Annotated in this window: 25 protein-coding genes and 2 pseudogenes; 14 read left to right on the forward strand and 13 right to left on the reverse strand. The window is 67.7% G+C overall.

Annotated features, from left to right (window positions below; genetic code table 11):
- Window positions 1-350: 350 nt before the first annotated feature.
- The gene (locus N2K98_RS10245) at window positions 351-1,157 is read right to left on the reverse strand and encodes a PIG-L deacetylase family protein (protein WP_255865741.1); all 807 of its coding nucleotides are present in this window, start codon (window positions 1,155-1,157) and stop codon (window positions 351-353) included.
- A 117-nt stretch (window positions 1,158-1,274) separates the two neighbouring features.
- Here N2K98_RS10245 and N2K98_RS10250 point away from each other — a divergent pair, with 117 nt between their 5' ends.
- Both N2K98_RS10250 and N2K98_RS10255 read left to right on the forward strand, forming a co-directional pair.
- A complete protein-coding gene (locus N2K98_RS10250) occupies window positions 1,275-1,817 on the forward strand; it encodes a hypothetical protein (RefSeq protein ID WP_255865742.1) in 543 nt (180 codons plus the stop codon).
- Window positions 1,818-1,873: 56 nt separating this feature from the next.
- Window positions 1,874-3,316 (forward strand): lipase maturation factor family protein, encoded by a 1,443-nt coding sequence (locus N2K98_RS10255; protein WP_255865743.1) that lies wholly within the window; start codon window positions 1,874-1,876, stop codon window positions 3,314-3,316.
- Here N2K98_RS10255 and N2K98_RS10260 read toward each other — a convergent pair.
- The 3 genes from N2K98_RS10260 to N2K98_RS10270 all read right to left on the reverse strand — a co-directional run bounded on the left by N2K98_RS10260 (window position 3,313) and on the right by N2K98_RS10270 (window position 5,716).
- On the reverse strand, window positions 3,313-4,086 hold the full coding sequence (locus N2K98_RS10260; RefSeq protein WP_255865744.1) for a pullulanase X25 domain-containing protein: 774 nt from the start codon (window positions 4,084-4,086) through the stop codon (window positions 3,313-3,315). The two genes, N2K98_RS10255 and N2K98_RS10260, sit on opposite strands and share 4 nt — an antisense overlap.
- A gap of 100 nt (window positions 4,087-4,186) precedes the next feature.
- Window positions 4,187-4,927 carry a lipoate--protein ligase family protein gene (locus N2K98_RS10265; RefSeq protein WP_255865745.1) on the reverse strand — a complete coding sequence of 247 codons (741 nt, stop codon included), beginning with the start codon at window positions 4,925-4,927 and terminating at the stop codon, window positions 4,187-4,189.
- A gap of 3 nt (window positions 4,928-4,930) precedes the next feature.
- Window positions 4,931-5,716 (reverse strand): thioesterase family protein, encoded by a 786-nt coding sequence (locus tag N2K98_RS10270; RefSeq protein ID WP_227921182.1) that lies wholly within the window; start codon window positions 5,714-5,716, stop codon window positions 4,931-4,933.
- 98 nt (window positions 5,717-5,814) lie between these two features.
- Between N2K98_RS10270 and N2K98_RS10275 the strand changes: the two genes are divergently transcribed.
- Window positions 5,815-6,789 (forward strand): aldo/keto reductase, encoded by a 975-nt coding sequence (locus tag N2K98_RS10275; RefSeq protein WP_255865746.1) that lies wholly within the window; start codon window positions 5,815-5,817, stop codon window positions 6,787-6,789.
- Between the two features lie 21 nt (window positions 6,790-6,810).
- Here the strand turns inward: N2K98_RS10275 and N2K98_RS10280 are convergent, their stop codons facing one another.
- A complete protein-coding gene (locus tag N2K98_RS10280) occupies window positions 6,811-7,515 on the reverse strand; it encodes an SOS response-associated peptidase (RefSeq protein WP_255865747.1) in 705 nt (234 codons plus the stop codon).
- A gap of 97 nt (window positions 7,516-7,612) precedes the next feature.
- Here N2K98_RS10280 and N2K98_RS10285 point away from each other — a divergent pair, with 97 nt between their 5' ends.
- Window positions 7,613-7,942 (forward strand): hypothetical protein, encoded by a 330-nt coding sequence (locus tag N2K98_RS10285; protein WP_255865748.1) that lies wholly within the window; start codon window positions 7,613-7,615, stop codon window positions 7,940-7,942.
- 2 nt (window positions 7,943-7,944) lie between these two features.
- Here N2K98_RS10285 and N2K98_RS10290 read toward each other — a convergent pair whose 3' ends face one another.
- From N2K98_RS10290 to N2K98_RS10300, 3 genes are read right to left on the reverse strand one after another with little or no spacing between them, the layout of a single operon-like run.
- Window positions 7,945-8,814, reverse strand: coding sequence for an NmrA/HSCARG family protein (locus tag N2K98_RS10290; RefSeq protein WP_255865749.1), 870 nt, complete (start codon window positions 8,812-8,814; stop codon window positions 7,945-7,947).
- A 46-nt stretch (window positions 8,815-8,860) separates the two neighbouring features.
- Entirely contained in the window at window positions 8,861-9,202 is a 342-nt protein-coding gene (locus N2K98_RS10295; protein WP_255865750.1) for a hypothetical protein, read from the reverse strand.
- Window positions 9,203-9,228: 26 nt separating this feature from the next.
- A complete protein-coding gene (locus N2K98_RS10300; RefSeq protein WP_255865751.1) occupies window positions 9,229-10,074 on the reverse strand; it encodes an aldo/keto reductase in 846 nt (281 codons plus the stop codon).
- Between the two features lie 114 nt (window positions 10,075-10,188).
- Between N2K98_RS10300 and N2K98_RS10305 the strand changes: the two genes are divergently transcribed.
- From N2K98_RS10305 to N2K98_RS10320, 4 genes are all read left to right on the forward strand, one after another.
- On the forward strand, window positions 10,189-11,196 hold the full coding sequence (locus tag N2K98_RS10305) for an NAD-dependent epimerase/dehydratase family protein (protein ID WP_255865752.1): 1,008 nt from the start codon (window positions 10,189-10,191) through the stop codon (window positions 11,194-11,196).
- Window positions 11,197-11,359: 163 nt separating this feature from the next.
- Window positions 11,360-11,920, forward strand: a complete 561-nt coding sequence (locus N2K98_RS17225) for a TM2 domain-containing protein (RefSeq protein WP_304661593.1) — start codon at window positions 11,360-11,362, stop codon at window positions 11,918-11,920.
- A gap of 88 nt (window positions 11,921-12,008) precedes the next feature.
- A complete protein-coding gene (locus tag N2K98_RS10315; protein WP_227933663.1) occupies window positions 12,009-12,428 on the forward strand; it encodes a LexA family protein in 420 nt (139 codons plus the stop codon).
- A complete protein-coding gene (locus N2K98_RS10320; protein WP_255865753.1) occupies window positions 12,421-13,728 on the forward strand; it encodes a Y-family DNA polymerase in 1,308 nt (435 codons plus the stop codon). The genes N2K98_RS10315 and N2K98_RS10320 overlap by 8 nt, the downstream gene beginning before the upstream one ends.
- A 3-nt stretch (window positions 13,729-13,731) precedes the next feature.
- Here N2K98_RS10320 and N2K98_RS10325 read toward each other — a convergent pair whose 3' ends face one another.
- Window positions 13,732-14,316: a M15 family metallopeptidase gene (locus N2K98_RS10325; RefSeq protein WP_255797503.1), complete on the reverse strand. Its 585-nt coding sequence runs from the start codon at window positions 14,314-14,316 to the stop codon at window positions 13,732-13,734.
- 269 nt (window positions 14,317-14,585) lie between these two features.
- Here N2K98_RS10325 and N2K98_RS10330 point away from each other — a divergent pair, with 269 nt between their 5' ends.
- Entirely contained in the window at window positions 14,586-15,152 is a 567-nt protein-coding gene (locus N2K98_RS10330) for an MOSC domain-containing protein (protein WP_255865754.1), read from the forward strand.
- Window positions 15,153-15,172: 20 nt separating this feature from the next.
- On the opposite strand, the gene N2K98_RS10335 is transcribed toward N2K98_RS10330, so the two are convergent.
- Window positions 15,173-16,549 (reverse strand): CoA transferase, encoded by a 1,377-nt coding sequence (locus N2K98_RS10335; RefSeq protein WP_255865755.1) that lies wholly within the window; start codon window positions 16,547-16,549, stop codon window positions 15,173-15,175.
- A gap of 64 nt (window positions 16,550-16,613) precedes the next feature.
- The gene (locus tag N2K98_RS10340; RefSeq protein ID WP_255865756.1) at window positions 16,614-17,606 is read right to left on the reverse strand and encodes a helix-turn-helix transcriptional regulator; all 993 of its coding nucleotides are present in this window, start codon (window positions 17,604-17,606) and stop codon (window positions 16,614-16,616) included.
- Between the two features lie 99 nt (window positions 17,607-17,705).
- Here N2K98_RS10340 and N2K98_RS10345 point away from each other — a divergent pair, with 99 nt between their 5' ends.
- The 5 genes from N2K98_RS10345 (at window position 17,706) to arfB (ending at window position 21,075) form a co-directional block, all read left to right on the forward strand.
- Window positions 17,706-18,134: a VOC family protein gene (locus N2K98_RS10345; protein ID WP_255865757.1), complete on the forward strand. Its 429-nt coding sequence runs from the start codon at window positions 17,706-17,708 to the stop codon at window positions 18,132-18,134.
- 128 nt (window positions 18,135-18,262) lie between these two features.
- Complete coding sequence (locus tag N2K98_RS10350) at window positions 18,263-19,096, forward strand: SDR family oxidoreductase (protein ID WP_255797498.1); 834 nt, start codon at window positions 18,263-18,265, stop codon at window positions 19,094-19,096.
- A 119-nt stretch (window positions 19,097-19,215) separates the two neighbouring features.
- Complete coding sequence (locus tag N2K98_RS10355) at window positions 19,216-19,998, forward strand: alpha/beta fold hydrolase (protein ID WP_255797497.1); 783 nt, start codon at window positions 19,216-19,218, stop codon at window positions 19,996-19,998.
- Window positions 19,995-20,564: a DUF1697 domain-containing protein gene (locus tag N2K98_RS10360; protein ID WP_255865758.1), complete on the forward strand. Its 570-nt coding sequence runs from the start codon at window positions 19,995-19,997 to the stop codon at window positions 20,562-20,564. The genes N2K98_RS10355 and N2K98_RS10360 overlap by 4 nt, the downstream gene beginning before the upstream one ends.
- A gap of 88 nt (window positions 20,565-20,652) precedes the next feature.
- Window positions 20,653-21,075 (forward strand): alternative ribosome rescue aminoacyl-tRNA hydrolase ArfB, encoded by a 423-nt coding sequence (gene arfB, locus N2K98_RS10365; RefSeq protein ID WP_255865759.1) that lies wholly within the window; start codon window positions 20,653-20,655, stop codon window positions 21,073-21,075.
- 95 nt (window positions 21,076-21,170) lie between these two features.
- Here the strand turns inward: arfB and N2K98_RS10370 are convergent.
- A pseudogene (locus N2K98_RS10370) lies at window positions 21,171-21,326 on the reverse strand (DivIVA domain-containing protein); the annotation flags it as partial.
- 39 nt (window positions 21,327-21,365) lie between these two features.
- Window positions 21,366-21,569 (reverse strand): annotated as a pseudogene (locus N2K98_RS17300) (DivIVA domain-containing protein); the annotation flags it as partial.
- Window positions 21,570-21,805 lie beyond the last annotated feature (236 nt).

A 21,805-nucleotide genomic window follows, 5' to 3' on the forward strand; every position in this document is an offset into this window, starting at 1 on the left:
TCTGTTCGGCGAGACGGCGGAGATGGTTGTGCGGCGCGAGTTCGCAGAGGAGTAGCGGGTGCGGTGAACCTGTTCCCTGCCCTCCGGGCTGAGGTTTAAACACGCCGCTGCCGCGTTGGACCTGCCCGCAAAAGCGCCCGCTGGACGACCGGCTTACGGGACGTGCTGATCGCCGCTGCATCCGTATCCGTAACGGCTCGACTTCCTGTTTGCTCTGAGCCGAATTCTGGGTGAATTGCGATTAGCAGGGGTAGCGGCAGAGAAGGGAACGGTGCCAAGCGCGAGCCCGTCGTCAGGGCAGAACGTTCCACTGCCGCCGCGCAACTCGGCATCCGGAACGTCGACGCCGTCTAATCCAGCCCCTCGAAAACATCGCCCAGTACCGCTGCCCCGGGCTGCCGCGGCGGCCAGGCAATGACCAGGGGCTCCACTGAGACGGAACGGGCCCAGCCGGCATCCTCTTCCGAATCCGGGGGTACGCCCGGGGAAACCACGTGCCGCTGGGTCCGGTGCTCCATCAGCCCGGCTACGATCCGGTGCGCCACGCTGCCGACGTCCACCTCCATGCCGATCAGGTCGTCCGGAACCGGACGTACGTCATACACCCTGCCCTCGTCCCAGGGTTCCAGTCCGTGCCGGACCCGGCTGCCGTTCCACCGTTCCCAGGTGGAGCGGCGGACACCGCCGTGCAGCAGGCGCTGCAGCCCCGGACCGCCGTCGGCCCGAAGACCCGTGAACGCTGCATCGGTGGCCGCACCGACTGCGATGTGGTCCGGGTGCCCGGTGATCCCGTCGGGGCCGAAGGTGGCGACGACGTCGGGCCGCTCCTGCGCCAGGATGCCGCCGATCCGCTCCACCAGTTCCCCGAAGGGAACCTGCGCCACTGCACCGTCGTCGTAGTCCAGCCACTCGTGGCGGTCCGGCGGCCTGCCGTGCGCCGTCCATGCGGCTTCCATTTCCCGCCGCCGGATCCGCCCGAGCGGTTCGTTGACCGGCGGATAGGACGGATCAATCTGCCCGGCGCCGCCGTCGGTCGCGTGGACCAGGACGAAGCGGAATCCCGGATCGTCTTCGTGCAGCGCCACTGTTCCCGCCAGCCCGTACGCGTCGTCGTCGGGATGGGCGACGACGAGGGCAAGGACACGCGATCCGGTCATTTCCGGCACCTCCCGCGGCAGAGGGTTCTGCCACCGTTCCAGCGTAGGACGAGGGGCAGGCAAGAGGAACCTGCTGCTCTTTCGGGTATTTTCCGGCGGCATTCGTTACGGTGTGGCATGAGCGATAACCGGGAACAACTGCTGGACCTTTCCGTAGACCCGGAAGGAAGCGAGGAACGATTCAGCCAGGTACGGAGGTGGTTCCGCAGCACCGGCTGGAGCATGGCCGATCCTACGGTCTACGACCCCTACTACGACAAGCACCCCGCCGACGCCTTCGGACCGCGCACCTTGGCGGCATCCGCAGACGCCAACGGAAGCTACAGCTTCGTCGCCGGACGGGACTACTACTATGCCGGTGAGGGTACCGGGGGTCCAGTTTGCACGCGCTGCACTTTCCAGTTTCCGCTCGAGCTGATTGTTCCGCTGGTCAGTGAATGGTACGACGGCGGCCCCGAGCCCCGGCTTGCCTGTCCCGACTGCTCATGGACGGGACTATTCGGTGACTGGGACCTGGGGAGTTGCATGGCCATGGCGTCCTTCGCGGTCATCATTGATACCGGCACCGGCGGGTATTCACCCGAACTCGTTACGACCCTGCTCGAAGCCCTCCGTACAGACCTCGGGGGACGCTGGGTGTACATCAATAAGTACATTTAAGCCGGGCCCCCGGAACGGGCGGCGTCCGCCCGCCGCCGGAGCTAGGCTGACATGCCATGGAATGGTTCAGCGCCGAAGGATACGAATTCGCCCGCCAGGTGCTGCAGCGCGGCATCGCCGCCGTGTACCTGATCGCGTTCCTCTCCGCCGCCGCCCAGTTCCCGGCGCTGCTCGGCGAAAACGGCCTGCTCCCGGCCCCGCAGTTCCTGGCCCGGATCAAGGGCAGGAGAATTCCCACCCTCTTCCACTGGCACTATTCGGACCGGTTCCTGCTCACCGTGGCGTGGGCAGGCGCCGCCGTCTCCGCGCTGCTGGTGGCGGGAGTGCCGCAGTCCGGGCCGTGGTGGCTGCCGATGGCAGCTTTCCTGTTTATCTGGGGGCTGTACCTGTCCGTGGTGAACATCGGGCAGACGTTCTACGGGTTCGGCTGGGAATCGCTGCTGCTGGAGGCGGGCTTCCTGGCCGCGTTCCTGGGCTCCGACGACGTCGCGGTTCCGGTCGCGGTGCTGTGGGCCTTCCGCTGGCTGGTGTTCCGGCTCGAATTCGGTGCGGGCCTGATCAAGATGCGCGGCGACAAGGTGTGGCGGGATCTCACCGCCCTGTACTACCACCACGAAACCCAGCCGATGCCGAACCCGGCCAGCTGGTTCTTCCACCATCTGCCAAAGCCGCTGCACCGGATGGAGGTGCTGGGCAACCACTTCGCCCAGCTGGTGGTGCCGTACTTCCTGTTCTTCCCGCAGCCGGTGGCTTCGATTGCCGCGGCGGTGGTGATCGTTACCCAGTTCTGGCTCGTCCTTTCGGGGAACTTCGCCTGGCTGAACGTGCTGACCATCCTGCTCGCGTGCACGGCCCTGAGCGATTCGGCCGTGCAGGCGGTGCTTCCGGGAGTGCAGTTCGCCGCACCGGATCCGGAGGCAACCCCGGCGGCGTTCGCCGTCGTCGTCGGCGCCGTAACCCTGGCGGTGCTGTACTGGGCGTGGGCACCGCTGAAGAACCTGGTCCGCCGCGGCCAGCTGATGAATGCCAGCTTCAACCGCTGGCACCTTTCCAATGCCTACGGTGCGTTCGGCAGCATTACGCGGCGCCGGGACGAGGTGGTCATCGAGGGCACCAACGATCCGCCGGGGCCGGACGCCCGCTGGCTGGAGTACGAGTTCAAGGGCAAGCCCGGGGACCCGCGCCGGATGCCGCGCCAGTTTGCGCCCTACCACCTGCGCCTGGACTGGCTGATGTGGTTCCTGGGCCTGGGCGCCGCCGGTGCCTGGTTCCCGGTGCTGCTGCGGAAGCTGCTCGCCGCCGACCGGCGGACCCTGCGCCTGCTGCGCAGGGACCCGTTCGACGGCGAGCCGCCCCGCTGGATCCGTGCCCGGGTCTACCGCTACCGCTATTCCACGCCGGCGGAACTGCGCCGCGAACGGGTCTGGTGGGTGCGGGAGCCCCGCGGGTTCCTGGTGGACCCCGTTGAGGGTCCGGGCATAACGCCGGGCCGGTCCTAGGCGGTTGCCTTGGTGACTACGTTGTGCGTGGCGTGGTCATACAGGAAAGTCAGCGGACCGCCGGTATGCCACAGCTCGATATTGCCGCCGTCGCGGTGTGCGTCGAACCCGTAGTTTTCGTCCCACGAACCGTTCAGTGCCACCTTGTAGGTGTACGTGCCTTCGGGCAGGTCCACCGTGAGCTTCCACAGTTCGTCGTGGCGGTCGAACGCGAACTGCGCGCCGGCCGGATTCCAGTCCTCGGTGCCGAGCGCCGCGCCGAAATCGCCCGCGAGGGCCACGGACTCCGGCTGCGGGAAGGACGGTTCCGGGATGCCGGTCTCCGGGTGCGAGCCGTGCTGCTCGGCCGGAGCGGAAGGGACGGCGACGGCGTCGCGCAGGACCTCTTCCACTACTTCCTCTGCCGGCGAAGCGGTTTCTGCCGCTGCCACCGGCTTCCCGCTGAGGGCGGCCGACAGGTGCGCCGGCTCCGGGAAGTCATTCAGGGCCCGGCGGCCCTCGTTGGTGATGCTCCAGCCGGAGCGGGCTTCCTTGAGGATCCAGCCCGCCTTGACGAGTTTGGTGGTGGCGTTCACCAAGGCACGCTCGCCGCGCGTGGTGCCGCTGGCCAGGGCCTCCGCTTCGCGTCCTTCGAGCGGCACACGGTCCAGGGCGGCACCGAGTACCTTTGCCCTGCTGACCTTGCCGGTAGCTGACGGGTCCTCTGCTGCGAGGATCTCCAGGACCGCCTGCAGCCGCAGCGCAGTGTTTTCAACGGTGTCTGAGCCCAATGGAATTCCTTTGTTACGAATGTTGATAGCCGCTCCGGTTAAGCCGGCTCACCGCCATCAACACTATCCCCGGCAGCCGCCGGGACGAAGCGACGCGGCCCTAGTGTTGCGCAACTCTCCCCCGCAGTGCGGTGAAGTCCCCGTCAACGAGGGGTGCGTAGCCGGCGTAGGCGGCCAGGACGGCGTCCTGCACCTGGACCATATCCAGTCCCGGTGCGAGGTCCCGGGCGGCTCCGGCGGTGCGCGGGTCCCAGCTCAGCCCGAGCTCGGCATAGCAGTCGGTCAAGACCCGGCGGAGCGGGAGGGCGTTGTCCACCACCAGCACTGAGGAAAACAGCCAGCCGCCGGCAATCACCCGTTGGGCGGTGCCCACCAGTTTGATCCGCTCCCCGCCGGGAGCCTCGCCGGAGACGGTGAATTCCCCGGGGCAGTACTCCCCCGGGATTTCGCCTACATTGGCGGTCAGTCCGACCTTGCGGAACGCGCCGGCCAGCAGCTCGCCGAAGTCCGCGAACCGGCGCCTCGAGCCGGCGAGCGCATCGGCGTCCGGCGCCACGTGATCCAGGACCAGGCAGCCGTCGTGGTAGGCGGCGGCCCGGCCGCCGGCCTTGCGGACCAGCGGCTCGAATCCTTGCCGGCGGCAGGCAGCCTGTGCCGCGGCGAAGCCGGGCAGCTTGGCGTCGCGCTGCCCCAGGGCGACCGTGGGGCGGGGACGGTAAATCCGCAGGGCCGGGCCGAGCCCGCCGCTGCGGACGGCGTCGAGCATGGCGAGCGCGAAGTCGAGGTCGGCGGCGGCGCCCAGGGATTCCTCCTGCCGGAACACTTCCAAGGCGGCGGGCACCGCCTACGCTCCGCCGAGCGGCCGGACGGTCAGGATCTGCTCGCTGCGCCCAAACGGTCCCTGCAGGTCATGCAGGACCGTCGAAGTCAGGCCGATGCCGTCGGCACCGAAGGTCACCTGGGTGTCCAGGCCCAGCCATTCCCCCCGGGGTTCGCGGTGCAGGTGCAGCTGCAGGTCCACGTTCGGGAACATGTAGCTGTCACCGCCCGGGGGCACGCGGGTGGAAATACCGTTGGCGGTGTCTGCCATGCCCACGAGGCGGACCAGGTCCGACGTCGGCGTGCCTTCCACCATTTCGTGCGGGGTGCGCAGCCACGCCCGGCCGCGGCCCGGACGCAGCCCCGGCAGCGCCCGTTTCTCCAGGGATTCAATAAAAGCCCCGGGCCACTCGGTCATGCCTTCATGGGTGCCCGCCTCTGCCGGGCCGGGCATGGCCTCGTCTTCCACGGCGGCCACCTCGGCCGTCGAGCCGCGGGCAAGGCGCCAGGCGGTGGCGCGAACGGCGGTGCGGCCCTCAACCACCATCTCGGCCTGCACCAGTTCAATGGTCCGTCCGGGGCGCAGGACGGAGGTTTTCACCTCGAAGGCGGTGCGCGGGATCAACCCGAAAATGTCGTAGCTGATCCGGGCCATGCGCAGCTCGGGGCGTGGACGGAACTGCTCCAGGCAGTGGGCCAGCAGGCCGGAAATGGGAGCCATGTGCTGCTCCTGCGGGTTCCAGGCCCCCTGGGTGTGGATGGTTGCCTCATAGGCGTCGTTGCCCAGCGAGCGGTAATACGATTCAGCCACGTGCTTGCTTCTCCCTGCCGTTCCGGAATTGGCTTTCAGGCTACCCCAGCACCGCCCGACGGCTGGCCCCGCAACGTAACGTGGAGCACACTGGCCGGATGGAATATACGCATCTTGGCCGCTCCGGCCTGTCCGTGTCCCGCCTGTGCCTGGGCACCATGAACTTCGGACCCAAAACCGACGAGGCGGACGCCCACGCCATCATGGACTCCGCCCGGGATACCGGCATCAACTTCTTCGATACCGCCAACGTCTACGGCTGGGGGGAGCGTAAGGGCTGGACCGAGCAGATCATCGGACGCTGGTTCGCCAAAGGCGGCGGGCGGCGCGAGGACACCGTCCTCGCCACCAAGCTCTACGGCTCCATGAGCGAACGCCCCAATGACACCTACCTCTCGGCCTTGAACATCCGGCGCGCCCTGGACGCCAGCCTGAAGCGGCTGCAGACCGATTACATCGACCTCTACCAGTTCCACCACGTTGACCGGAACACGCCGTGGGAGGAGATCTGGCAGGCCATGGAGGTGGCGGTGGCGCAGGGCAAGATCATTTACAACGGCAGCAGCAACTTCGCCGGCTGGCACATTGCCCGGGCACAGGAAAACGCCAGCCGGCGGAACTTTGCAGGGCTGGTGAGCGAGCAGAGTATTTACAACCTGATCAACCGGTCCGTGGAACTGGAAGTCCTTCCCGCGGCGCAGCAGTACGGGCTCGGAATCCTGCCGTGGTCCCCTCTGCAGGGCGGCCTGCTCGGCGGGATCCTGGCGAAGGAGGCCGACGGCGGCGGGCGGCGTGCCGAGGGCAGGGTGCGGAACCTGCTGGAGAAACACGAGGAGCAGATCCGGCAGTACGAGGCACTGGCCGCGGAACTGGACATCCTGCCCGGCGTCCTGGCACTGGCCTGGCTGCTGCACCAGCCCGCGGTGACGGCCCCGCTGGTGGGCCCGCGCACCCAAGAGCAGCTGGACGAGGCACTGCTGGCCCTGGACGTCACCCTGGATGCACGGACGCTGGCCCGGCTGGACGGGATCTTCCCCGGGCACTCACCGGCGCCGGAGGACTACGCCTGGTAATCCACCGGGGTTCACCAGGTGTCAGGCGCTCGCAGGCTCGATCAGTTCCGGCCCGTTGTTGCGCACCGAGTTGACCTCGCGGGACACCACCCGCGGGGTCAGCGTGGGTTCGGGCACGGCGTCCAGCAGCTGGGCGACATCTGCCCCGTCCGTCAGCTTCGGGTCCAGCCAGTCCGCGTAGAGGTCCGGCGGAATGATCAGCGGGGTGCGGTCGTGGATGTGGCCGAGCGCGTCCGTGGCTTTCGTGGTGATGATGGTGACGCTCAGCAGCCACTTGTGTTCGTGGTCCTCCGGCAGCGCCGGGTCCGGCCAGAACTCATACAGCCCGGCGAACGCCAGCGGGTCCTGTTTGCCGGAGTACAGGTAGGTGGGGATCTTGCCGTCCGCGGACTTTTCCCACTCGTAGTAACCGTCTGCCGGCACCAGGGCACGGCGCTTCACGGCCGCCTTGCGGAACGCCGGTTTCTCCAGGATGGTTTCCCGCCGGGCGTTGATCATCCGGGATCCGATCTTGGGGTCCTTGGCCCAGACGGGAACCAGCCCCCATTTAGCCGTCGCCAGCCGCCGCACCGGTGCTTCATTGGAGAACCGCTCGGTGACGATCCGCACATCATCCGTGGGGGCAACGTTCCAGGACGGGAGCACGTCCGGTCCCACCGTTTGCTCGACGGCGAACGCCGAGACCAGATCCGACGTTGCCCTTGCCATTACGTACCGTCCGCACATGGCACCTATTGTGCACCATGGACAGGCCGCCGGCATGAGCATGGCAAGGACCCGGCCCGGTTACCCGCTTTCGAACATATGTTCTATTTTTAAGAGTATGAACCAGGACGCCGCCGAGCGGCTGGCGGCCCGCTATGCACGGCGGGCCGAGCCGATCAGCCTTACCCCGGAAGAGCTGGACTTCGAGCACAATCCGGTCACCACGTCGGTGCCCGGGGTGCCCGTCTGGGCCTGGATCCGGTTCCCCAGCACTGCCGAGCGTGTGAAGGGCGAAGCCTGCAGCTGGTCGTCCCGGGCGGTACAGGTGCTCTGGGAGGACGCCGGACTGCGCCGGGCCACCTGGGTCTGGGCCTCGGCCGTCACCCGCCGGACCAACAACTCACGCAAGGAAACCCTGGGTGACCGCACGGCCCGGGAAGCCGGGTGAGGTCAGCCCGCCGTCCATCCCGAGGCCCTGATCCAACCGGGCAGATCCAGCGGGGCATCCCCCAGCAGGGCGCGGGTTGCCTCGAAGTCGCCCCGGTAGGCGGAAGTTTGCCCGAACCAGCGGAACATCGCCGCCAGATCCCCCTGGGACTCGACCACCTCCAGCGGCAGCGCCTCATAACGGGCCGGCAGCCCGGCGGCCTCACCGAAAGCTGCTGCGATCTGCGAGCCGGTGAGCTCATCCCCCGCGATTTCGACGGCACCGCCCTCCACGTCGGTGCCGCCGGCCAGGATCGCGGCCGCAGCCCGGCCGACGTCGTGCACGGCGACCATCTGCAGCGGGATGTTGTCCGGCAGCGGCATCCGCACCACCACTTCACCGTCCTCCGTGCTGACGCCGAAGCCTTGAAAGTTATCAGTGAAGAACACGGGGCGCAGGAACGTGGCGTGCAGGCCCAGGGCCTCGATGTGCTCCTCGACGCGGCGCTTGCTTTCAAAGTGGGGCACCCCCGACTGCCGTTCGGCTCCGCCGACGGAGCTGTAGAGAAGATGCGGCAAACCCGTCCGCCGGGCCGCGTCCGCGAGCGCCACGCCGTTGGCGGTTTCCTGTTCCGTTCCGCCCGGCCCGGCCATGGTGGCCATCGCGTAGGCGGCGTCCGCTCCCTTGAGGAACGCATCGAGGCTGTCCGGGTCCGTCAGGTCTCCCGGAACCAGTTCGACGCCGCGGTCCGCGAGCGACGCAGCGCGGCTGCCGGAGGGGTCCCGGACCAGTGCGCGGACCTTCGCGCCGCGCTCAAGCAGCGCGGTCACGACGGCGCTGCCCTGATGCCCGGTGGCACCGACAACGGCTATCAAGGGGGATGGATCATTCACGGCATTCTCCTGTCACAGGTGGAGCGAGTGAAAGCTGATTGCCGTGCTAACCCGGAAGGCTGCGGACATATTCCAGCGCCTCGCGGGTGAGTGCCGTCCATTGGAGTGCCGTGGCCCCCGGGTCCGCGGCGGCCGGCACCTCGACCCATTCCCGCATGGTGCGCTTACCCATGGTGACCGGCCCTGCGGCGCCTGCAGCAATGAGCTCCTGGGCGCGGGCTTTCGGCAGCTTCACGATCAGGTAGTCGCCGGAACCGAGGAAGGCCACGATCTTAGATCCGGTACGCAGCCCCGGGCTGCGGAACATGGTGCCCACGGTCAATGGACCGTCCTGCAGTTCGTCGCCGATGGCGTACAGGAGATCCAGTGCTTCCTGAGACGGCCGCATCTACCCTCCCTGGACTGTCCGGCAGGTCAGAACTGGCTGAAGTCCGCCGTCGCCGGATCGGCACCGATCCGGCGTCCGCCCTCCAGCCCGTCCAGGAGGTCCAGTTCCTCCTGCGTCAGTTCCAGACCGACGGCGGCCAGGTTCTCCCGCATCCGCCCCGAGTCGGACGATTTGGGAATGACGATCCTTCCCGAACCCAGGTGCCAGGCCAGCACCACCTGCGCCGCCGTGGCTGCGTACTTCTCTGCGAGCGCCGCCACTTCCGGCCCGCCCAGTTCCCTGCCCTGCCCCAACGGACTGTAGGCCTCGACGGCGATGCCGCGGGAAATGGTGTCGGCCGCGAGCGCCGCCTGCTGGAACCCGGGATGCAGTTCGATCTGGTTCACGGCCGGCAGGACCTGGCTCTGCTCGTACAGGGCATCCAAATGGTCGGCGAGGAAGTTGGAGACCCCGATGGCGCGCATATAGCCGTCCCGGTACAGGGCCTCGAGTTCCTTCCAGGCCTGCACGAACATCCCCTGCGAGGGCACCGGCCAATGGATCAGGTAGAGGTCGACGACGTCGAGGTTCAGCGCTCGCCGGCTGTCCAGGAACGCAGCCCGCGCCCGGTCCTGGTCTCCGTTGCGCAGCTTGGTGGTCACGAAGATCTCGGACCGGGGAATGCCGGACGCGGCGATGGCCGCTCCCACTCCGGCCTCGTTGCCATACGCGGCAGCGGTGTCGATATGACGGTATCCGGCAGCCAGGGCGTCCTCCACCACTTCCTGCGCCCGGTCAGCCGGGACCTGGAAGACGCCGAACCCCAATTGCGGAATCCGTACGGAGTTGCCGAGCGTCAGTTCCGGAACAACGGTGCGGGGACTCTCTGTCATGGCGGTGCCTTTCCTGCCGTGCGGTCATCTAGGCTGGGTGCAGTTCGGAGCCGGGCACCTCCACCTAAGCCCGGCTCCTTCCCCCAGTCAAGGACACCCGTAAGGAAACCCGCAATGACGCATCCCGCGGCTCTTGATCTGCTTTTCATCGGCGGCACCGGCGTGATCAGTGCCGCCGCCGTCGCGCACGCTTCCAGCCTCGGGCATCGGGTGACAGTGCTGAACCGGGGCGTGTCTGCGCTGCGTCCGGCGCCGGCCGGCGTCGAGGTCCTGTCCGCCGATGTCCGGGATACGGGTGCCGTTCGGGGCGCCCTGGGCAGCCGGACGTTCGACGCCGTGGCGGACTTCCTGTCCTTCACCGCCGAGCATGTGGCAGCGGCGGTGGAACTGTACCGCGGCCGAACCGGGCAGTATGTGTTCATCAGCTCGGCCTCGGCGTACCAGAAGCCGCCCGCACGGCTGCCGGTGCGGGAGTCGACGCCGCTGCGCAACCCGTTCTGGCAGTACTCCCGGGACAAGATCGCCGGGGAGGACATCCTGGTGCAGGCCTACCGGAGCGAGGGCTTTCCGGGGACGGTCGTGCGCCCGTCGCATACCTATGACGCCACAATGGTCCCCCTGTCCGGGCACTGGACGGACATCCACCGGATGCGCGCCGGGCTGCCGGTAGTGGTGCACGGTGACGGCACGTCCTTGTGGACGCTGACGCACAGCCGGGATTTCGCGAAGGCCTTCGTAGGCCTCCTGGGCCGGCCCGCCGCCGTCGGCGAAAGCTACACCATCACATCCGACGAGTTCCTGCCCTGGGACGCCGTTTACCGTTCCCTGGCGGCTGCCGCCGGTGTGCCCGACCCACTCCTGGTCCACGTGCCATCGGAGACCATCGCAGCGCTCGATCCGGGGCGGGGCCCCGGCCTGCTGGGCGACAAGAGCCATTCGGTCATCTTCGACAACAGCAAGATCAAGTCCCTGGTGCCGGATTACCAGGCGGTGATTCCGTTTTCCGAAGGTGCCCGCGAAATCATCCAGTGGCACGATGCCCATCCTCAGGAACAGGTCCTGGACACAGCCTGGATGGAAGCCAGCGACCGGCTCGCGCGCTGGGCACGGGCAGGCGCCTAAGCAAGTCCGTCCGGGCGCGGGCGGGTCTGGGGCTTCTGTTACTGGCGGCTGTTAGAGTGCAGGCAGCAGGTATATCCGGATGATTGCGGCGATCGCTGCCGGAGTTGAAGCCGAATCTCGACGCCCCGTCCGGATGGCTTCGAAAAAAACGTTGGAGGAAACCATGTCAGGTAACGGTCCCGGCCAGGGAAACAACCACGGAAACCGGTGGTCCGACGAGTGGGACGAGCAATACGCCTCCCCCAAGAAACCCGAACCTACCGCCCCCGCCGGCCAGCAGCCTCAGCACCCCCAGCCCCAGAATCCCCAGGGATACGGGCAGCAGGCACCTCACTATCCTTCACCCGGCTACCCGAACCAGCCCGGCCAGGGGTATCCCGGCCAGGGCTACCCGAACCAGGCCCAGGGGTATCCCGTCCAGGGTTACCCGTCCGCCGGCCACCAGCAGGCCCAGGGCTACGGCCATGCCCAGTTCGGCCACGCACCGCAGGGCCCGGGTTACCGGCCCCAGAAATCCCGCGTCACCGCCGGACTGCTCGGAATTTTCCTCGGCGGCTTCGGCGTCCACCGCTTCTACCTGGGCAACAACAGCGTGGGCATCGCGCAGCTTGTCCTGACCTGTTTCACGGGCATGGGAGCCGTCTGGGGCTTCGTCGAAGGCCTGATGATTCTCTGCAACGCCCGGTCCTTCCGCACCGACGCGCACGGGATCCCGCTCAAGTAACGAATAGCAGTCCGGTGCTAGGCTTGGGGTTCGAAAGTATGTTCTAGAAATGTTCCCGTTCTAGAAATATCCCCCAGGAGGCCTCGGCATGGCGGTGTTCTCAGCAGACCGTTCCCGCCGCCCCGCTCCGCCGTCGGAGTCCGACGCCGCGACTGCCGCAGGGTTTCCCAGTCCGGCCCGGGACTATTTTGACGGCCGGATTGACCTCAACCGGCACCTGATCCGGGACCCCACCTCCACCTACGTGGTGCGAGTGGAAGGCGATTCCATGGCGGGCACCGGTATCTGCAACGGGGATGAACTGATTGTGGACCGTTCGCTCACGCCGCGCGACGGCGCCGTCGTCGTTGCCGTGGTGGACGGAGAACTCACGGTCCGGCGGCTGCTGCTGGGCGGGCAGCGGATCGTGCTGCGGGCCGAAAGCCCCGGGTATCCGGACATCCTCGTGGCTGAGCCGTCGGAACTGTCCGTGTGGGGCGTTGTGACCCGCTGCCTGCACCATGTCTGAGCCGTCCCCGCCGCCGGCAGCCGCCCAGCGGATCGCGCTGGTGGACGTCAACAGCTTCTACGTCTCCTGCGAGCGCGCGTTCGACCCCAAACTGGCAGGGGTGCCGGTGGTGGTGCTGTCCAACAACGACGGCTGCGTGGTGGCACGCTCGGACGAGGCGAAGGCACTGGGCATCAAGACCGGCACGCCGTGGTTCAAGCTCGCCGAATCCGCGCCGCGCGTGGGCCTGATCCAGCGCTCGAGCAACTACGAGCTCTACGGAGATCTCAGTTCCCGTGTGATGGAACTGCTGGGGCGTTACGCGCTGTGGCAGGAGGTGTACTCGATCGATGAGTCCTTCCTCGGACTCGCCGGCACGCCGCGCGATCTGGAGGCACAGGGGGCAACTATCCGCACCGCCGTCGCCCGCCACACCGGCCTGCCTGTCTGCGTGGGCATCGGCACCACCAAGACCCTGGCGAAGTTCGCCAACCGGATCGCCAAACAGAACCGGCACCTGCAGGGCGTCTGCAACCTCGAGACCATGGACCCGGCCGCCGTGGAAGCCATCATGTCCCGGGTGCCGGTCACCGGCCTCTGGGGCGTGGGGTCCCGGCTGGGCACGAAGCTGGACGCGATGGGGATCTCCACCGTCGCGGACCTGCGCGCAGCCGATCCGGCGCTGATCCGCCGGAAATTCTCGGTCACCCTGCAGCGCACCGTGCTGGAGCTCAACGGCACCGCCTGCATCCCGCACGAGGACGAGCGGGCGGACCGCAAACAGCTGATCTTCTCCCGGAGCTTCTCGACGCCGGTCACTACCGGCGCCGAGATGCGCCAGGTCATGAGCATCTACGCGCAGCAGGCGGCCGCACGGCTGGAGCGTGAGGGACAGCAGGCCAGCATCCTCACCGCTTATGCCGGCACGTCGCACTTCAGCGAGCGGGCGGCGTCGTTCCCCTCCGCCACGGTGCGTCTACCCAGCCCGACGTCGGATCCCGTGGTCCTCAGCCGGGCCGCCGTCGGCGCGCTCGAGTCCCAGGTGGTCGAGGGTGTGCCCTACACCAAGGCCGGGGTGATGCTCAGCGGATTGGAGTCCGCCGGCGCGCAGCCGCTGTTCGAGGAGTTCGTCTCCGCACAGGAACGGCGGAACCTGGGCGAACTGCTGGGGAAAGTCACGGACAAATACGGTGCGGCGAGTATCGGGCTCGGGCTGGCGGGGATGTCCACGGCGACGCCGGAATGGACCATGTCGCGCAGGTATTCCTCGCCGCGGTACACCACCGAGTGGAGCGAACTGCCGGTGGTGAAGGCGGTTTAGCGGTCAGTAGTTCGGCGCGGCCGGAAAGCCGAGAAACTCCTCCAGCGTCACCCCGGAGTCATGGACTCCGCCGGCCACCTCCGGCCCCACGTAACGCAGGTGCCAGGGCTCGTAGGCATACCCGGTGATGTGTTCCGCCCCGGCCGGATAACGGATCAGGAAGCCGTACCGGTGGGCGTTCGCAGCGGTCCAGGAACCGGCTGCCGTTCCTTCGAAACAGGTTTCCAGCGCGCATAGACCGTCCGGATTGCCGATGTCCACGGCCAGCCCGGTTTCATGCTCGCTGTGGCCGGGCCGGGCGGAGAGCGAATCGGCTCCCTCCTGCCCGTACTTCTCGGTGTAGGAGGCGTGCAGCCGGGACTGTTCTTCCCGTGACCGGTAGCCGCTGACGGGAGAAACGGCGACGCCCTCCGCCGCGGCATCACCAACCATCCGGGCATAGGCTTCAGCCGCTTCGGCGCGCAGCAGCAGCCCGCCCGCGTCTGTCAGATCGGCCGGCACGTAGTCCGCCGCGAGGGGTCGGTTCTTGTTGATCACGAGCGTGAAACTGTCCGGCGGCTCTGCTTCGGGGGCAGCCGCCGCGTCCATGGCCGGCTCCTTGAAAAGGTGAGCAAACACGGCAAGCGACACGACCAGGCTCAAACACAGCAGGCCGGCCATGGACGCACATGTCCTCAGGTACAGGTACCGCATTGTTCCCCTACCCATCCTTCGTCCGGCACGGCGCCCTCGCCGTTTCGCGCCATCCTCGCACGCGCGGCGCAACGCGGGCGGCACCGGCACGCCCGTGCCAACCTCCCCCACTGATGGAATGAGCGGCGGCGGCCCGTCCACACAGGAACGGTTAGCGTGGAGGCATGAGTTATGCGTACGACGTCGAGATCCTGCACCTGCTTGTCTCGCCCGCACACGCCTACTTCGGGCGTGCCAAGGACGGGCCGGCCGACGTCGTCACCACCGATGCGGACCAGGCTGAGGTAGTTGCCGGCAAGGGGATTGTCGGTGACCGGTTCTTCGGCAAGGCCGCCCACATGGATGCGGCCGTTACCTTGTTAGCTGTGGAGTCGTTGGAGGCCATCGCCGCGGAGCTTGGTGCCGATCCCTTTGACCCGCTGCTGGCGCGCCGGAACGTGGTGCTCCGCGGTGCCGAACTGTCCCCGCTGCTGGGACAGGACTTTGTCCTCGAATCTGCCGACAGCCGGGTGGAATTCCACGGCGGCAGGCAGGCCCACCCCTGCGCCTGGATGGACCGGGTCCTGGCTCCCGGTGCGCACAAGGCGATGCGGGGCCGGGGCGGGCTGCGCTGCCGGCCGCTGAGCAGCGGGACGCTTCACCGCGGACCGGCCCTGCTCATCAGCCCGGTGCCGCTGGACCCGGGCCGGGCTGCCGTTCCCTCACTGCTGAGGCCGGGCAGGCTTCCCTGACGGACGGACCGGAGACGGGGTCATTCCCACACCAGCGCAGAACTGCCGTAAGGCTGCGGCGGCCGGCTGTGCTCAAGCTGCCTCCCGTCCACCTGCAGGGGCGGCGGCGCAAACGTCAGCTCGCCGTAGACACTCGGCCAGGTCCGGAGCTCCGGTTCCAGTTCGCTCCGCTCGGTACCCGAGGGCGGAGCCGGCAGCCGCATCAGCTCCAGCGCGGTGCGCGCCAGCGACAAGTGGGCCGATCCGCTGATCCCCCGATTCCGGGCGCCCATGAGCGCCACCGCAGCGGCGGCCGCCCCGAGGCCGGTGGCATAGTCCAGCGCCTGGACCGGCAGCGCCCCGGGCCGCCACGATCCTCCCTCCCCGCTGCCGTAAATGGCGGCAATGCCGCTCGCGGCCTGCACGATGCTGTCGAAACCCCGCCGGGCGGCCCACGGCCCGGCGTTGCCCCAGGCGTCGAAGCTCACCACGCCCAGCCCCGGGTAGTCCGCCCGCAGCGCGTCCGGATCCAATCCGAAGCGGGCGAGGGAGCCGCCCCGGTATCCCAACAGCACGACGTCGGCCGCCTCGAGGAGTCCGCGGAACCGCCGGTAGGCGGCCGGGTCGGTGAGGTCGGCCACCGCACTGCGCTTCGAGAAGCCGGTGTCCAGATACTGTTCCTCCAGCTCCGGCATGCCGGGCGGGTCGATCCGCAGCACGTCGGCACCCAAAGCGCCCAGGATCCGGCTGCCCGACGGACCGGCGATCACCCTCGTCAGGTCCAGGACGCGCAGGCCGTCCAGAATCCCGCCGGACCCGCCGCGCAGGGCAGCCGGCACACTGCGGGGAGGCGCTGGTGCCGGTGCGGTGCCCACACGGATCCACGGTTCCCCCGGGAGCCCCTTGCCCGCCGGGGAGCCCGCCCACTCCTCTGGCGGACGGACTGCGGCTGCCACTCCCCCGTGTGCCGTCACCCGATCCTCCACCTCCATGGCCGTCATCCGAAGCAGTGCTGCGTCTACGGCGTCGACTGTGGCAACCCGCAGTGCAGTGAGCAGGGCACGTTCGTGGTGCGGATAGTTGGCGTGCAGCCGAACCCATCCGTCAATGGTGCGGCGGAAGCCCGACAGCGGAGCGAACCCGCCAACCGCTCTGCCATCCACCCGCAGATGCGAATAGGAAGCGAACGATGCCGCCGCGCCGCGGGAGGTGAGCGCGATGTCCCGGCCCGTCCCGGCGGCGAGCGCCGTCGCCAGCGCTTGCAGGGATCCCAGGGCCAGTCCCTCCACGTCCAGTGCGCCCGCCCACCACCAGCGCGGTCCCGTCCAGGGTGCGGGCGCAGGATTCTCCGGCAGCAGCGGGGCAAGGTCCCGCCAGAGTGCGGGAAGGGGATTCGTGTTCCGGTGGTCGGCAGCCATAACGGCATTATGCAGCCCGATGCCTCCGCCGGGCCTGCTCGACCGAAGCGCAGATGTCATATGCCTACCGTGCGGCCGCCGCCGCGAAGCGCGCCGCCAGCGTTCCGAAGGCGGACGCCAGCTCAGGCGGACCAACCACCTCAAGTTCGGCGTCGAACCGACCGAACGACGCCGCCAGCGCTACCCAGGACCAGGAGCCTGCTTCCACCCGGCACCTGTCGGGTCCAACGGCTTCGACCGTGCCGTCGCCGGCAAACGGTACGACGGCGACCGCCGGCAGGTGCAGGACCACGGTGCCGCGGCAGGGCCAGCCTTCACCGGAACCCCTGCCCGGTTCCGTTCCCCGGAACCGGGCGGAAAGGAAATCATGCACGCTGCCGCCGGGCAGTTCCCGCTCCCGGAACCGCGCACCCGCAGGGAGCCGCGGAGTGATCCGGTCGGCCCGGAAGATCCGCCAATCATTCCGGTCCAGATCCCAGCCCACCAGGTACCACCGTCCGCGGGAGGCCACCAAATGATGCGGTTCCACCCGCCGAGGCGGCGCACCGACGGCGTCACCCGCTTCCGGCCGGCCCGCCGCATAGTCAAAACGCAGCACCTGCCGGGACCGGACCGCATTGGCCAGGGTCAGCAGCCGTTCCGGCGGTACGGATTCGGCCGCACCCGGACGTCCCGGCAGCACGGTGAACTGCAGTGCGTCGAGGCGATGACGGAGCCGGGAGGGCATCACCTGCCGGACCGTGGCCAGCGCGCGGGCGGCGGCCTCCTCGATGCCGGCTCCGGTCATGGGCGCGGACTGCAGCGCGACGGCGAGCGCCAGCACCTGGTCGTCGTCAAAAAGCAGCGGCGGCAGCTCGGCACCGGCGTCCAGGCGGTAACCCCCGTCCGGCCCCTTCAGCGCGGAGATGCGGTAACCCATTTCCCGCAGCCGGTCGACGTCGCGGCGCACGGTCCGGGGGCTGATCTCCAGGCGGTCCGCGAGCACCTGCCCCGGCCAGTCCCGCGGGGTCTGCAGAAGTGAGAGGAGCAGCAGGAGCCGCGACGTCGTAGTGGGCATACGAGAAAGATAAACGAAATAGAGGCCAGAACCTGACCTCTACTAGGAGAAGAGTGGGTGTTACCGGGAAACGCCCGGTCTACCCCGAAGGAGCAACCCATGTCTGTCACCACCACGCCCCACCTGAACTTCCGCGGCGATGCCCGGGCCGCCCTCGAGTTCTACCACTCGGTTTTCGGCGGGCAGCTTACCGTCGTCACTAACGAGGACGCCTACAGCGTCGAGCGCCCGGAGGAGGCGGGCCAGGTCAAGTTCGGGCAGGTCCTCGGCGGGAACGGATTCTCGGTCATGGCCTACGACGTTCCCGCCAGCGTGTCCTACGACCAGGGGGATAAATCCTCCTTCGTCTCGGTCCGCGGCGACTCGGCCGAGGAAATCACCGGCCTCTGGGACCGGCTTGCCGACGGCTCCACCGTGCTGCAGGACCTGGCACCCTCGGCTTTCTCCCCCGCCTACGGAATGGTGCAGGACCGCTTCGGCGTCGTCTGGGTGCTCGACGTCGCCGTCGCCTATGACCCTGCCGGCTAGCGCGGGCATCCTGCCCTGTAGGGGCGCGGACGGTCTCAGCCCGTCCGCACCCGCCACTCCGGCGGGCACCCGCTATTGTCGAGGGACCGGCAGTTTCTTCCGCCGGTCACCTCTGACATGGGAGCGTTATGGCCTCGGACGTACTGGTAGTTATCGGCATGGGCGGCATGGGGCAGGCGGTTATGCGCCGGTCCGGCGCAGGACGGAAAATCCTGCTGGCCGACTTCAACGAAGACCTGCTCGAAACGGTGCACGCCGCAGCACTCGGCGAAGGCTACGACGTCGTCTCCCAGCAGGTGGACGTTTCCTCGCGGCAGTCGGTGGCCGCGCTGGCCGCAACCGCCCGTGAGCTGGGCGCCGTAACCGGCGTCGTCCACACCGCCGGGCTCTCCCCCGTCCAGGCACCGGTGGAGGCCATCTGGAAGGTCGACCTCTTCGGCGTGGCCGTGGTGCTCGAGGAATTCGAAAAGGTCATCGCCCCGGGCGGTGCCGGCGTCGTTATCTCCAGCATGTCTGCGTACATGGCAGGCGGCCAGGTGCCCGCCGACGTGCTGGCGAGCCTGGCCACCGTCCCTGCGGACGATCTGCTGCTGATTCCGTTTGTTGCCGGCATCGACCACCCGGGACACGCCTACAGCGTGGCCAAGCGCGCCAACCAGGTCCGCGTCCAGACCGCCAGCCTGCGCTGGGGTGCCCGCGGGGCACGCGTGAACAGCATCAGCCCCGGCGTCATCTCCACCCCGATGGGCCAGCAGGAACTCTCCGGCGAATCCGGCTCGCAAATGCGCGCCATGATCGAGGCCTCCGGCACCAAGCGCCTCGGCACCGCCTTCGACATCGCCAACGCCACGGCCTTCCTGCTCAGCCAGGATGCCAGCTTCATGACCGGCGCGGACCTGCTGGTCGACGGCGGCGCGGTGGCCGCCGTCGATACCGGCCAGCGCAGCCAGGTCGCCGGCTAGGTCCACTGACGGGGCGCGGCGGCAGAGGGTGCCGGAGGCGCGGGAAAAAGATGGCCGCCGAGAGCCGCGGATGCGAGCCACTGATTGCTGCGGCTCCGTCGGCGTGATCGAATCTGGGCATGTTGTACGCAGACTCAGCAGACGGCACCCGGATCGCGTTCGACCAGACGGGCCACGGCACGCCGGTGGTCATTGTCGGCGGTGCGTTTTCAACCGCCGACGCCGGCGCCCCGTTGGCCGCCGCGCTCAAAGCCGCCGGTTTCCAGGCGGTGACGGTGGACCGACGGGCCCGCGGGAAAAGCACGGATACTTCCCCTTACTCTCCGCGGCGGGAGGTGGAGGACCTCACGGCGGTTCTCCACGCCGTCGGCGGCGACGCGGCCGTCCTCGGACATTCCTCCGGCGCCATGCTCGCCCTGCTGGCCGCGGCCGAAGGGGCACCGATCAGCCACCTGTTCCTGTCCGAGCCGCCGTTCCTCTTCGGCGAGGGGGAACCGTCGATGGACCTTCCGCAGCGGCTTCAGGCCCTCGTTGATTCAGGCAACCCGGCCGACGCCGTCACCACCTTTCAGCGCGAAGGCATCGGCCTGCCCGAAGCGTTTATTGAGCAGATCCAGGCCAGCCCCATGTTCGATTCCCTCGTTCCACTGGCGCAGTCCGCCGTCTACGACGCGCTGCTGTCGCAGGCCGTGTCCACCCCGACGGCCGCGATGGCCCAGGTTTCGGTGCCCGTCACCATCCTGCGCGGCACCACCACCTACCCGGTGATTATGGACGCCACCGAGAAGCTGGCGAGGCGGATGCCGCAGGCTGTCCTGGTAACAGTGCCCGAATCCCACGACCACTCCCCCGATCCGACCGGCACCGTGCGCGAAATCCGCCGCCGCATCCCGGTGCAATGACCGACAGCCCGGCCGCGGATACTTTCCCCTATCTGGCTCTCCTGCGCGGCATCAACGTCGGCGGGCGGAACAAGGTCCCCATGAAGGAGTTACGGGGGCATCTGGAAGGCCTCGGGTTTCAGCAGGTGTCCACCTACATTGCGAGCGGGAATGTCTTCCTGGCATCGAATGACGACGCCGGCTCCGTCGGCCGGCAGATCGAGGCCGCACTCACGGATAACTTCGACCTCGACGACGAACTCATCAAGGTCCTGGTGCTGGACCGCGCGCAGCTGAAGGCCGTCGTCGAACACCGGCCGCAGCACTTCGGTGAGCGGCCGGACCTCTACCACTCGGACGCGATCTTCCTCATGGACATCGATGCGGACACCGCCATGGACGCTTTCCGGCCGAGGGAAGGCGTTGACGAGATCTGGGCGGGCGAAGGCGTCATCTACTCGCAGCGGCTCAGCTCCGAGCTGACCAAGAGCCGGCTGAGCGCCATTGCAGCCTCGCCGCTGTACAAATCGATGACCATCCGCAGCTGGAACACCACGCAGAAACTGTGGGAGCGGCTGCCCGGGTGATGCTTGGGTGTTAGGGTCCTGCCATGTCCGAACCGCTGCTCGACGAGCACGTTAGCCCTACCGGATTCGTTCGTGCGACGCTGGAGGGATGGATTTGGTGGTGTCGCCCGCGCTCACGATTCCCGCGGCTGAACTCGACTGGCGGTTCTCCCGTTCGTCCGGCCCCGGGGGCCAGCACGTCAACACCTCGGACAGCCGCGTTGCACTCTCCTGGAACGTAGCCGGTTCTGCGGTGCTGTCGGAACAGCAACGCCTGCTGCTGCAGCGGCGGCTGAAACGCAGTCTCGTGGCTGGAGTGCTGACCGTGACGGCCTCCGAGCAACGTTCCCAGCTCCGCAATCGGGAAACAGCCCTGGCCAAGCTCGCCGCGCTCGTGGCCGACGGACTGGCGCCAGGACCTGCCCCGCGCCGCACCACCAAACCTACCCGGGGCTCAAACTACCGCCGCCTCGATGCCAAGAAACAACGGGGTGCCACGAAACGGCAACGGCAACAGCCACCGGCTGATTGAATCCACCAGGGATTGGCATCACTTTAAGGGCTGCGGCCCGCCGAAGGGCCGTATCCGGGTTAGCTCGGCGTCGTCGAAGTTCCGTACTGGGACGGGCCTACCCGGCGTCGGAGCTGCTCATTCTCCGAGACCTGCGCCCTAAGACCCAAGGCAATCCGGTCCAGGAAGTCATCCACCTCATTCTGCGCATACCCCTCGCGGAACTTTGTCGGCTGGAACCTCTGACTGACGACGTCTTCAGGGGTAAGTATCGGAGTGGCAACAGGAACGTCTTGCCTCAGGATATCGACCTTTTGCAACTGAACCCGTTCGTTTTCGAGCCGCCGAAGCTCCTGGACGGTTCGCGCCAGGAAATCATCCACTTCGTCCTGGTCATAGCCCTCCTTGAACTTGGTGGGCTGGAACAGTTGCGCGACCACGGATTCAGCGGTGAGAGCGTTGGTACCTGTTGTTGCGGGTGAACCGGCGGACTTTCCCTTGGATTTAGAGGGTATTAAACATACCAAACAGACCAAAACGATTATCCCTACAAGAATCCAATTACTCCCTGAGCCATCGCTTTCGCTGCCGCCTTGGGCCATTACCGCTGAAACATACTCAAAAGACATGGATATCCGGCTTTCGTTGGGTCGGTTTGCTGTGCATCAGAACGGGTAGTGCTAGCGGCAACAACTGTAACCGTTCCCCTTTTAAACGTGGGCATTTGATTCACGCAAATTTGCCAAGGCGC

The sequence above is a fragment of the Arthrobacter jinronghuae genome (assembly GCF_025244825.1).
GTDB classification, from domain to species: Bacteria; Actinomycetota; Actinomycetes; order Actinomycetales; family Micrococcaceae; genus Arthrobacter_B; species Arthrobacter_B jinronghuae.